The sequence below is a fragment of the Klebsiella terrigena genome (assembly GCF_006539725.1).
Lineage (GTDB): Bacteria > Pseudomonadota > Gammaproteobacteria > Enterobacterales > Enterobacteriaceae > Klebsiella > Klebsiella terrigena.
On sequence record NZ_BJNO01000014.1, the window covers coordinates 109341 to 121405 of the forward strand.

A 12065-nucleotide genomic window follows, 5' to 3' on the forward strand; every position below is an offset into this window, starting at 1 on the left:
TTTCAGCTTGCGGATAATTATTTCGGCGGCATAGCAACGGTGCCGCCGCCTTGTACTCGATTAACGCAACGCTTAGTAACCCGCCAGACCCGGCAGCCAGGTGGTTAACGGTGGCACCATCGCCACGATAATGATGCCGACCAGAACCACCGCCAGGTATTTCGCCATCGGCCGGATCACGTGCTTCATCTCCACGCCGCAGATGGCGCAGGTGGTATATAGGCCCAGCCCAATGGGCGGTGAAAATAGCCCAAAGCCCATTGCCAGAATCATGACGATGCCGAAATGCAGCGGATTGAATCCAAGCTGCACGGCAATCGGCACCAGAATCGGGGCAAAGATAATCAGGGCCGGCGCGCCTTCCAGCACCGCGCCGAAGATAATCAAAATCACGATGGTGAGCAGCAGGAACAGCCAGGCCCCCTGCTCAACGCCAATACCGACCAGCAGCCCGGCGATTTGCTGCGGGATCATCTGTATGGTCAGCGCATAGGAGAGGCTGGTGGCGCAGGCGACGATAAACAGCAGCACCCCGGACATCGCGGCGATATCAATAAACATCTTCACCGTGGCCTTAAACGTCAGCTCGCGAAAAGCCAGCCGGCCGACCACGATGGCGTAGATCACCGCAAAGGCGGAGATCTCGGTCGAGGTGGCGATCCCCATCATCACGCCACGACCGATCATAAAGATCATCACCAGCCCAACGGCGGCGCCAAGATAGAGCTGAGCGCGCGGGCGCAGTACGGGATAGGCCTCGCTGACGTTAATTTTGCCGCCAAAGCGGTTGGCGGCAATCATCAGCAGCACCAGCAGACAGGCCGCGGGCACCAGGCCGGCAATAAACAGCGCCCCGATTGAGATATTGGCTACAAAGCCCATCACGATCAGGTTTACGCACGGTGGAATGGTTTCGGCCATCACCGCCGAGGCGGCGAAAACGCCGGCTGCCTCCTCTCCGTCCTGCTTCGCCCGTCGTACCGCCGGCATCAGCACGCCGCCCACCGCGGCGACGTCCGCCAGCTTGGAGCCTGAAATGCCCGAGAAGAAAGCCATCGACAGGACGGTGGTCATGTTTAAACCGCCGCGAAAGCGCCCCATACCCCGCACGATAAGCTCCACGAGGCGCGTGGACATGCCGTTGATCTCCATCGCCGCGCCGGCGAGCAAAAAGAAGGGGATCGCCAGCAGGACAAAGTGATCGACCCCGGCCGCAACCTGCTGGGAGAAGAAGACAAACGGCAGCGACGGATCGCAGATAAAGAACACCATCGCCGACATGCCGAGGGTGAAGGCGATCGGCACGCCGGCGAGAATACCGAGGACGAAGCAGATAAGCATCAGCCCCGCCGCCGCGCTGGCCGGGTCGGCCATCAGCGACAGCTTGACGTAGCCAAGCGCGGCGAGCGCGAGGATCCCGGCGCCGCTGAGCAGCACGACCCTGGCGCGTTCACGTAAGGCCAGCTCCAGCGCGGCGACCATCATCACCAGCGAGCCAATCAGCACCGGGATCACGTAGATGACCTGCGGTAAACCGGTTTCGGTGGTCTGCACCCGCGCGGCCTGAACCAGGTCATAGCTGGAGACAACCAGCCCGACGGACACCAGGAACAGGATCCAGCGGCTGGCGTGCACCACGTACGGCCGAACGTGCTGCGGCAGAAAGCGCAGGAACAAATCGACGCCGATATGCCCCCCTCTTGCCGTCGACGTTGCGACACCAAAAAATACCAGCGCAATCATCAGCGCCCGCGCCACCTCTTCCGCCCAGTGAATCGGGGAGTGCAGCGCATAGCGCCAGATAACGGAGGCGAAAACCACCAGCACGTTGATAAACAGCACCAGCGCCCCGGCCCAGGCGGTCAGGGTCGTCAAAAATCGACTTAGCCTGCCGAGCAGCGCCAGCGCGACGCACTCATCCTTTGCTTTAATAGAGATATCAGCCATCTTGAACTCTCTGTGTAAGGTCATGGATATCATCACAGGCTCGCCGCGAAGGGCGGGCGAGCCGACGCTCCCCGCTACTGCTGGCTCTCCGGCGCCGCGGCGGTAATCTCATCAACGATAGGTTTCATATCCGGGTACTGGCCAAGGAATGCCTGCCACACCGGCTGCACCTGCTGATAGAAATAGCGGCGATCGGTTTCGCGGAAGGTTACGCCCTTCGCCTCGAGGTTCTTAATGGCCTCCTGCTCTTTTTTACCGGCCTGCAGGCGTTCGTAGTCGGTCGCCTCTTTTGCCGCGGCCAGCACCTCGCCGCGCAGCTCCGCCGGGATCTGCTCGAAGCTTTTCTTGTTCATGGCGATCATCAGCGGGTTGTAGCTATGGCGGGTCAGAGTGCCATTTTTGACAATTTCATAATATTTACTCGAGTAGATCGTCGGGGCATCGTGCTCTACGCCGTCAATCACCCCCATCTGCAGGCTCGAATAGACTTCTCCTCCCGGCATCGGAATCGCCACCGCCCCCATATGGTTCAGGGTGGCGATAAAGTTGGGCACCGGCAAAACGCGGATTTTGAGATTTTTTAAATCTTCAGGTTTTTCAATAACCTTCTTGGTGTAAATATTGCGCGCGCCGAGGTTATAGCCGTAACCCAGCACCATCACGTTAGCCTTATTCATCATTAAAGCCGCCAGCTTTTCACCTGCTTTGCCGTCGAGTGTTTTGCCGACCTGCGCGTAATCTTTAAATAAGTAGCCGAGATCCAGGACGCCAATTTCAGGGACCAGCGTGGCCCAAATGGAGGTCCCGGAGATCATCATATTAATTGCGCCAATGCGTACCTGCTGGGTGGCGTCCGCCTCTTTCCCCAGCATGCCGTTGGGAAAATAGTTCAGCTTGATCTGCCCTTTCAGTTTTTCATTGTTATTCAGGTTTTCCTGAAAGCGGCTGAACCAGATGTAGTGGGCCGAGGATTCATCCGCGGGCAGCGAAGAGTAGACCCGAAAATTAAGCGCCGCATGGGCCAAAGAGGTCACGGCGCTGCCGGCTAACAGGGCCGTGCCCAAACATGCAACGGCAAAAATACGACTTACTGAACAAAACGGTTTCATTTTCATCATCGTTATCCTTTCACGTCCCGTTGAGATAGATGTCACCCTCTCAGGCCTTGCTGAATCGGCGGGGGAGTTAAACAAAAAAGTAGCTTCACGATTCTACTGTAACGTTTTAGTGTAACGTTACAGAAACTATCCGGCGCCCTGGCTAAAAGCAAGGTGCTTAACGGGATCCTGGCGGATGAGATGTGATTTTTGTGGCGGACATCGCTAATTTGCGCCCGGGTGTTACACAGTGAAAAGCAGGTCGTGGCTGTTTAGTCACTGTTTAGCGCAGAGAGGGAGGAAGGGAGAGGGAGAGAGTGTGGCGCCGCGACGGCCCGGCACCAGCGGCAGAGCGTTTGGCCCCACCGCGCCGGCGGCTATCCGCTGGCGAAAATAGCGCGGCTGGCTCTCCTCACCGGCGAGGAGCGTCAGGCGGCAAAGTAAAACCAGGCGGTCTTAATAAGCTGATTCTCAACCTCAAAAACCGCCATACTCTCAATCGGCTCCGCGGAGAGTCCGTAAATCAGCTCGTGGTCGAAAACCTTATTGCCGAGAACGGTACGGAAAATAAGCTCCGCCCGCAGTTCAGCAACGTTAAAACGCTGGTTGACGTAAAACTCCCTTAACGCCGGAATGCCGATCATCGTGGGGCTTTCCGCTGGCATGCGGTACGCTTTGAAATCTTCGGAAAAGCAGGCAATAAATTGATTAATATCGTGGGCGTTGTAGGCCTTAAACTGCTTCTCCACCGGGCATTCCATGACGCTTTCCTTTCCACTATAAGTAATTATAAATGCACAATAACTGAATTTTTATTCAAATACCAACCCCTATTTTTGTCACTTATACCCGCCAGCGCTCTTCTTCACGTCCAATGACCCCGCTGCACAAACGGCTCTCTTTTAACGCCCCGGATCACAAAAAATAAACAATCAGCGCAATAAATGCGCACCTTTTAAAAATGTAGATATTTTTAAGTTATGGCGACGAAATTAATAGCGCCGCGCCAGACCCTACCGCGAGGATCGATTCTGATGAATACGTTCACTGCCGTAAAACCTCATCCCGACGATAGTGCCCGCAGCGACGGCGGGTTCACCATCTCCCCCTCGGCCCACTCGCCGCGGCTGCTGGAGCTCACCTTTTCCGCGCAGACTGCCCGCCTGTTTATGCAGCAGGCCGCGCAGTGGCCGGTGCAGGCGCTGGAATATAAATCCTTCCTGCGCTTTAAAATCGCCAGGGTCCTCGACGATCTCTGCGCCGGCCAGCTGCAGCCGCTGCTGTACGACACCCTGCTGGATCGCCGTCAGGGGGCGCTGCTGATCGGCGCGGAAGGAATCGATAGCGTGGCCCAGGCCGATGAGATGGTAAAGCTGGCAACGGCGGTTGCCCACCTGATTGGCCGCTCCAACTACGACGCCATGAGCGGCCAATACTACGCCCGCTTTGTGGTGACTAACGTCGATAGTTCAGACAGCTACCTGCGACAGCCGCATCGCGTCATGGAGCTGCATAACGACGGAACCTACGTCGAAGAGATCACCGACTACGTGCTGATGATGAAAATCGACGAGCAGCATATGCAGGGCGGAAACTCCCTGCTGCTGCATCTTGACGACTGGGAGCATCTGGAGCGCTATTTCAGCCATCCGTTGGCCCGTCACCCGATGCGCTGGGCCGCGCCGCCGAGCAAAAACGTCAGCCACGACGTCTTCCACCCGGTATTCGACGTCGACCGCCAGGGCCGCCCGGTGATGCGCTATATCGATCAGTTCGTGCAGCCAAAAGATTTTGCCGAAGGCATCTGGCTAAGCGACCTGTCCGATGCCCTGGAAAACAGCCAGAACATCCTCTCCGTTCCGGTGCCGGTGGGCAAACTGCTGTTGATTAACAATCTGTTCTGGCTGCACGGCCGCGACCGCTTTACCGCGCATCCGGATCTGCGCCGGGAGCTGATGCGCCAGCGCGGCTACATCAGCGATGCCGACCACCGCTGCCGGCCCCATCAGTAAGCGCTATCAGTCGAAGGAACCGCGTGGATGTATGATTTTGTGATTATTGGCGGCGGCATTATCGGCATGTCGACCGCCATGCAGCTGCGGGAGGTCTACCCGGACGCCAGAGTTGTGCTGCTGGAGAAAGAGTCCGCGCCGGCCTGTCATCAGACCGGTCGCAATAGCGGCGTGATTCATGCCGGAGTCTACTACACTCCCGGGAGCCTCAAAGCGCAGTTCTGCCTTGCCGGCAATCGGGCGACTAAAGCCTTTTGCCAGCGGCACGGCATCCGCTATGACGTCTGCGGAAAAATGCTGGTCGCCACCTCGCCGCTGGAGATGGCGCGGATGCGGGCGCTGTGGGATCGCACCGCGGCCAACGGCCTGCAGCGCGAATGGCTTAGCGCGGAGGCGCTGCGCGAGCGGGAGCCGAATATTACCGGCACCGGCGCCATTTTTGTCCCCGCCAGCGGGATTGTCAGCTATCGCGAAGTTACCGAGGCGATGGCGAAAACCTTCGTCGCCGGCGGCGGGGAAATTGTCTACGCCGCCGAGGTCAGCGCCCTGAAAGAGCACGCCGCCGGCGTGGTCGTCTACACTAAACAGGGACAGGAGTTTGAAGCCGCCACCTTAGTGAGCTGTAGCGGCCTGATGGCCGACAGGGTGGTCAAAATGCTCGGCGTCGATCCCGGTTTTATTATCTGCCCGTTTCGTGGGGAGTATTTCCGCCTGGCGCCTCAGCATAACCAGATAGTGAATCATCTGATCTACCCGATACCCGACCCGGCAATGCCGTTTCTCGGGGTCCACCTCACCCGTATGATTGACGGCAGCGTGACCGTGGGCCCGAATGCGGTGCTCGCCCTGAAGCGTGAAGGCTATCGCAAACGCGATTTTTCACTCTCCGATACGCTGGAAATCCTCGGTTCGCCCGCTATTCGTCGCGTGCTGCAGGGCAACCTGCGATCGGGCTTAGGCGAAATGAAAAACTCCCTGTGCAAAGGCGGCTATTTGCGGCTGGTACAAAAGTACTGCCCGAGCCTCGCTCTGCAGGATCTCCAGCCGTGGCCTGCGGGCGTCCGCGCACAGGCGGTTTCTCCGCACGGCAGGCTGATCGACGATTTTCTGTTCGTCACCACCGCGCGCTCCATTCATACCTGCAATGCGCCCTCCCCGGCGGCCACATCGGCTCTGCCCATCGGGGCGCATATCGTCGGCAAAGTACAGGCGCTGCTCGCCCGCCAGCACAACCCCGGCCGCAGCCTGCGCGCCGCCCGTAGCGCCTACTCCGTGCTTGCCGAATACACCCGTTAAACGCTTTGAAACAGGACACTATCATGCAACTCAACGACCCAACTTTGTTTCGCCAGCAGGCATTTATCGACGGCCAGTGGCGCGATGCCCTCAGCGGGGAGGTGATTACGGTCACCAACCCGGCCAACGACCAGCGGCTGGGCAGCGTGCCGAAAATGGGCGCCGAAGAGACCCACGAGGCCATTGATGCCGCCAACTGCGCGCTCCCAGCCTGGCGGGCGCTAACGGCTAAAGAGCGGGCCGCGATCCTGCGCCGCTGGTTCGATCTTATCATGGCGAACCAGGACGACCTCGCCCGCTTAATGACCCTGGAGCAGGGGAAACCGCTGGCGGAAGCTAAGGGCGAAATCGGCTACGCCGCCTCGTTTATCGAATGGTTTGCCGAAGAAGGTAAGCGCGTCTACGGCGACACCATTCCCGGCCATCAGGCGGATAAGCGCCTGATCGTTATCAAGCAGCCGATTGGCGTCACCGCCGCCATCACCCCGTGGAACTTCCCTGCCGCCATGATCACCCGCAAGGCCGGCCCGGCGCTGGCCGCAGGCTGCACCATGGTGCTCAAACCCGCCAGCCAGACCCCCTTCTCCGCCCTCGCGCTGGCCGAGCTGGCGCAGCGCGCCGGGATCCCCGACGGCGTTTTCAGCGTGGTGACAGGATCCGCCGGCGCGGTCGGTAACGCGCTGACCAGCAACCCGCTGGTGCGCAAGCTGTCGTTTACCGGCTCGACGGAGATTGGCCGTCAGCTGATGGCGCAGTGTGCGCAAGATATTAAGAAAGTCTCCCTCGAGCTCGGCGGCAACGCGCCGTTTATCGTGTTCGACGATGCCGATCTCGATAAAGCGGTTGAAGGCGCGCTGGCCTCCAAGTTCCGCAACGCCGGGCAGACCTGCGTTTGCGCCAATCGCCTGTACGTGCAGGAGGGCGTTTACGACCGCTTTGCCGAAAAGCTGCAGCAGGCGGTGGAAAAGCTGCGGCTCGGCGATGGCCTGCAAAGCGGCGTCACCACCGGGCCGCTGATTGATGACAAAGCGGTCGCCAAGGTGCAGGAGCATATTGCCGATGCCCTCGCCAAAGGCGCGCGCATCATGACCGGCGGCAAGGTGCACGAGCTGGGCGGCAACTTCTTCCAGCCGACGATCCTGCTGGACGTTCCCGATAGCGCTAAGGTTGCTAAAGAGGAGACCTTCGGCCCGCTGGCCCCGCTGTTCCGCTTTAAAGATGAGGCGGACGTTATCCGTCAGGCTAACGATACCGAATTCGGCCTCGCGGCCTATTTCTATGCCCGCGATCTGAGCCGCGTCTTCCGCGTTGGCGAGGCGCTGGAGTACGGGATTGTCGGGATCAACACCGGCCTCATCTCCAATGAGGTCGCGCCTTTTGGCGGCGTCAAAGCCTCGGGGCTCGGCCGCGAGGGCTCGAAGTATGGCATCGACGATTACTTAGAGATCAAATATATGTGCATTGGTCTGTAGGGTTACGCCCGACGTTGATGCCGTCAATACAACCCTAATACGCCCGTCCCGGCGCAAAAAGGCCGGGATAGCCGTTCAGGAGTAAGCCCATGACCGCCACCTCCCAGCCGACGGCCATCGACGGATACCGCTGGCTCAAAAGCGACATCATTCGCGGCCTGTATCAGCCCGATGAGAAGCTGCGTATGAGCCTGTTAACCGCGCGCTATGCGCTTGGCGTCGGGCCGCTGCGCGAAGCGCTCTCCCGGCTGGTTGCCGAGCGCCTGGTCACCGTGGTTAATCAAAAAGGCTATCGGGTTGCCTCGATGTCGCAGCAGGAGCTGCTCGATATCTTCGACGCCAGGGCTCATATGGAGGCGATGCTGGTGCGTCTCGCCATTGAGCGCGGCGACGACGAGTGGGAGGCCGAGCTGCTCGCGAGGGCGCATCTGCTCAATAAGCTGGAGTCCAGCGATGCCAGCGAGCAGCTGCTGGACGAGTGGGACAGGCGTCATCAGGCGTTCCATTCCGCCATCGTTGCCGGCTGCGGTTCACAGTATCTGCTGCAAATGCGCGAACGCCTTTTCGACCTCGCCGCGCGCTACCGTTTTATCTGGCTGCGCACGACCGTGCTGTCGGTTGCCATGCTGGAAGATAAGCAGCGCCAGCATCGAAGGCTAACCGAGGCGATTCTGGCGCGCGACGCCCCGCTTGCCGGTGAGCTGATGCGCCAGCATCTGCTGACGCCTATTCCGGTCATTCAACGGGCGATGGCGGGAAAACTTCAGCAGAAAGCCTCCTGACGAGGCGCTGCCGGAGGGCTTATTTGGCCGGTTTCTTATAGAAAGGCAGCTGCGTAATCGGGTAGGTGTAGGTCTCCTGAACGACGCATCGATCGGGGGTCGCCATGCCGGAGTAGAAGAAAAAGTACTCGTTACTATCGGGGAAAAAGACCAGATCGTCGCCGTTTTGAAAGCTGGTGATGCGAAAAGGCACGTGGCTTTTCGTCTGCGCCTGCTTCATGCCCGAGGCGACCTGGAAATGATCCCCCCACTTCATGGTGGAGAGCTTGTAGTGGAAGCGGGAGATGGTCACGCTTTGCCGCAGCGAGCAGGATAGTTTCACTGCGGTGCCGGCCCATGCTGGTGAGAGAAATAAGCCAATCAGGCTTGTTAGCAATATGAATTTCATGAAGATCTTATAATTTAAGGGGCTATTTTTCTAACGGTATCACGTATCGCTCCATCAGGCATTCCCGGCGGCCACATTCGCCAGGCGGACCTGGATTCCAGGAATTATCCTGGTCTTAATCGCGCGAATACCCGAAAGGCAATGAGCGCAGCGGAAAATTTCGGCGATGGCGCCCCACCGCCGGACTCTTCAAAAGAAGGGGACCGTCGCGGTGGAGCTCAGCCCGTAATGGTTAAACGTCCCCTCCGTTGGCGTATCGCTTAAGTCGCCTGCGGCAATAAACATGCGGAAGCTTCGACCCAGGGCCTGATTCTTTATCCAGATATAGGGTAAATCCGAAGTCGGCGTCGTGACCTGACGCCTGTGCCCGGTCGGCGCGTCGGCTGAGATAGCGCCGCGGCGCTTCATATAGCGCTTCATGCGCTGGTGCGGCGTTTTAAGCTGCACGCGCCGGTAATGACGATACTGGACGTTATCGGGTACCGGCGTCGCCGGACCAATCCAGATATAATGTGATAAATCATTAAGTAATACCCGAAGCCTGAGATTTTCCAGCCCGTACCGCTGCCCATGTAGCCTAATCACATTCCCCGGCGTTTGCTTAAATGCCGGCAGGCTTAAGCCAATATCCCCATGCCTGTGGGCGCTTAGCGCAACGAATAGTTTTTCAAACAGCGCGGAAAGGAGGGACGGCAGAGAGCGTGATTGTCGTGGAATAAGTTTAATTTCAATATAATAATCCATCGGCTATTTCTCCTTAATACATTGCCGCCATCCTTACCCATACAAAAAACAATGCCGTTGATACAAATCAAATTAGCAAAAGGTAAGGAAATAACCGCGTGGCGGTTGCAGTGGGGTTTAACCTGGCTAATTTCATCGCGTAAAATCAATAAAATGGCGCACCGAAATAATAGTCACGTCAGCGTTATTATTCCGCCGGGGTGACTATTACATGATGTGAATAACAGGCTATTGAGTGACGGGCTATTTATTGTGCGCGATCCCTCGCTTTATATTTCTCCCGATGGCCTGGATATTGCCCTGTAGGCCCTTACCCTTTGACTGCAGCAAGATAAAGCCCGGCCTGGCCTGGAGGGTAGCGCTGATTATGATGGGGCGAGCAAAAGTGACCGACCGGACTGAAGTGACGGGGATAGCATCGCGCTCTCCCCGCTTCCCGGCCTCTCAGGACTTACAATTAGTAAAAAAATTTCTACGTAAAAAAATGTCCACGCCGTGGGGCATGGACATTTTCGCTCGATTGAGTCTACGGACGGGGCATCAGGCTCTCAGCCTGACCGGCTCGCTAAAGTCATCAGCCGGTTCAAGCTTGAGGCTGAACGTTGCCAGCAGCGCGTTGGCTCTGGTGTGGAAATCACGGAGCGTTTTTTCAAGCCGTTCGCTAACTTCAGGATCGTCGATATCCACCGACTGCCATACCCCTTCTTTATCGAACAAACCAAACTGATAGCTGTACGTGAAGCGCGATGCCTGTGCTTCCATCTCCATCCACCAACCCCAAAACTCTCGTTTTTCCGGCGCCGGTTTAACGTTGACGCAAACTGCCAGGCAATCGAAAAAGAAGCGGTTGTCTTCACACTGCTCTTCGCGGATATAGGGGCCAAGAGCCGTGAATTTCTTAATCAGCTTACTCTTCAGGTGTCCACTCGGTAACGTCATTGCGATCTCCTTTAGTGATGCAACTGTTTTACCAAATCAATAAAATTTAGCAATATATTAACCAAATCTATGATTGATCCACCGGCTAATCTGTCGCAATGCGTGATCAAAACTGCGATAAATCGGCTTCGATGGGATCTCGAGCAGCTTGCCATCGGCAGATGACGAGGTAATTAAACGCGACTCCTCTTCCGGGCTGAAAGGATCGTTTTTCCAGTAGCCGGAGAACATCGGCGTCGGGCAGCGGCGCCCCAGAAGCCCCTGGGTTTTTAACGAGTAGCGGTTCAGCTCAATGCGCAGCGCTTCATCAGAGGCGTCGTGCATGCCCAGGCGCGACGCCAGCACGTCAAGATACATTTCAGGGACGCGCCCCTGGTGCAGAGGATCGACCAGCAGGCTGTGCACCACCGGCCCCAGACAGGCTACGGCCTTCAGGCGCTGTGACTCAAGATAGCCGAGCCGGACGGCAATATTGGCACCAAAGCGGAAGCCGAACGCCGCGACCCGGGTATGGTCAACCCACGGAACGTTTTCCAGATGCCGCAGCGCGTGCTGGTGCAGCAGGCTGGTGTCCTGGGTCAGCGTCCATTTCGATGAAAAGCCGATGGAAGGCAGATCGAGGGTCAGCATCGCTATCCCCAGCGGGGCAAAATAGTCCTCATACAGGCTGTAGTAATCGGTCTGCAGCGAGTCCAGGCCGCCGCACATCATGATCACCGGGAACGGGCCTTCACCTTTTGGCAGATGTAAAAACCCGCTGACCGGCGCGCCGCCGGGTATCGGGAATTCGATCTCGCGTAGCTCGCCCGGCAGACGCTGAGCGGCCTCTTCATAGGCCCGGTTGGCCAGCGCCTGCGCCTGATCGGCAAGCTCATCGCCTTTAATGTGCGGATAGGCGGCAATGCTGTAGAGGTTGGAGGCGTGCAGCCAGTGGCGGCCACTGAGCTCAAGGTCCGTTTCCTGACCCGCCATTTGCTGCCAAATCATGGCCTGTTTAGCCCATTCGAAAATCCAGTTGCCGCCGCGATACCCCACGACGGTGTCGTACAGCTCAGGGTTGGTGCGCTCCGCATCGCTCATGACGATGCGCGCCTGCACGTCGAGGATCTCCTGCGGCGTCACGCCGCGACGGATCCACATCAGGCGATTGATCAGACGATACCAATGATCGACGTTGTTACCATCAAGCGCGGAGTGGATCGGCTGCTGCGAACCGGACGCAAACCGGCGCACCAGCGTCGACGTTTCTGGGTGTTTGAATCGAGGTTTAAACAGCGTTTCGCTAAGGTTAGCCTGTGACATGTGCAGTCTCCATCGTGTTGCCACTTCTGCTATTGTAACCTGCTAACAGGCAAAAAAAACCACGCCCGGCAAAACCGGGCGTGGTA

At 57.9% G+C, this 12065-nt stretch carries 11 protein-coding genes; 4 read left to right on the forward strand and 7 right to left on the reverse strand.

Translation table 11 applies throughout. The features are described from left to right. Positions 1-72: 72 nt before the first annotated feature. From RTE01_RS16245 to RTE01_RS16255, 3 genes are all read right to left on the reverse strand, one after another. On the reverse strand, positions 73-1947 hold the full coding sequence (locus RTE01_RS16245) for a TRAP transporter large permease (RefSeq protein ID WP_134525277.1): 1875 nt from the start codon (positions 1945-1947) through the stop codon (positions 73-75). 74 nt (positions 1948-2021) lie between these two features. After that, positions 2022-3065 (reverse strand): TRAP transporter substrate-binding protein, encoded by a 1044-nt coding sequence (locus RTE01_RS16250; RefSeq protein WP_041144190.1) that lies wholly within the window; start codon positions 3063-3065, stop codon positions 2022-2024. A 407-nt stretch (positions 3066-3472) separates the two neighbouring features. Then, positions 3473-3805 (reverse strand): nuclear transport factor 2 family protein, encoded by a 333-nt coding sequence (locus tag RTE01_RS16255; RefSeq protein ID WP_041144189.1) that lies wholly within the window; start codon positions 3803-3805, stop codon positions 3473-3475. 273 nt (positions 3806-4078) lie between these two features. On the opposite strand from RTE01_RS16255, the gene glaH reads away from it, so the two are divergent. The 4 genes from glaH to csiR all read left to right on the forward strand — a co-directional run bounded on the left by glaH (position 4079) and on the right by csiR (position 8606). Beyond that, positions 4079-5056 carry a glutarate dioxygenase GlaH gene (gene glaH, locus RTE01_RS16260; RefSeq protein WP_134525276.1) on the forward strand — a complete coding sequence of 326 codons (978 nt, stop codon included), beginning with the start codon at positions 4079-4081 and terminating at the stop codon, positions 5054-5056. Between the two features lie 27 nt (positions 5057-5083). Further along, the gene (lhgO, locus tag RTE01_RS16265) at positions 5084-6352 is read left to right on the forward strand and encodes an L-2-hydroxyglutarate oxidase (protein ID WP_134525275.1); all 1269 of its coding nucleotides are present in this window, start codon (positions 5084-5086) and stop codon (positions 6350-6352) included. A gap of 23 nt (positions 6353-6375) precedes the next feature. Beyond that, entirely contained in the window at positions 6376-7824 is a 1449-nt protein-coding gene (gabD, locus tag RTE01_RS16270; RefSeq protein WP_134525274.1) for an NADP-dependent succinate-semialdehyde dehydrogenase, read from the forward strand. Positions 7825-7913: 89 nt separating this feature from the next. Then, on the forward strand, positions 7914-8606 hold the full coding sequence (gene csiR / locus RTE01_RS16275) for a DNA-binding transcriptional regulator CsiR (RefSeq protein WP_115193516.1): 693 nt from the start codon (positions 7914-7916) through the stop codon (positions 8604-8606). Between the two features lie 19 nt (positions 8607-8625). Here the strand turns inward: csiR and RTE01_RS16280 are convergent, their stop codons facing one another. The 4 genes from RTE01_RS16280 to frsA all read right to left on the reverse strand — a co-directional run bounded on the left by RTE01_RS16280 (position 8626) and on the right by frsA (position 11979). Beyond that, positions 8626-8928 (reverse strand): hypothetical protein, encoded by a 303-nt coding sequence (locus RTE01_RS16280; RefSeq protein WP_227503271.1) that lies wholly within the window; start codon positions 8926-8928, stop codon positions 8626-8628. Between the two features lie 255 nt (positions 8929-9183). Beyond that, positions 9184-9738 carry a type I-F CRISPR-associated endoribonuclease Cas6/Csy4 gene (gene cas6f, locus RTE01_RS16285; RefSeq protein WP_115193517.1) on the reverse strand — a complete coding sequence of 185 codons (555 nt, stop codon included), beginning with the start codon at positions 9736-9738 and terminating at the stop codon, positions 9184-9186. 540 nt (positions 9739-10278) lie between these two features. Next, positions 10279-10677, reverse strand: coding sequence for a sigma factor-binding protein Crl (gene crl / locus RTE01_RS16290; protein WP_041144182.1), 399 nt, complete (start codon positions 10675-10677; stop codon positions 10279-10281). A gap of 57 nt (positions 10678-10734) precedes the next feature. Beyond that, positions 10735-11979, reverse strand: coding sequence for an esterase FrsA (frsA, locus tag RTE01_RS16295; RefSeq protein WP_123550942.1), 1245 nt, complete (start codon positions 11977-11979; stop codon positions 10735-10737). Positions 11980-12065 lie beyond the last annotated feature (86 nt).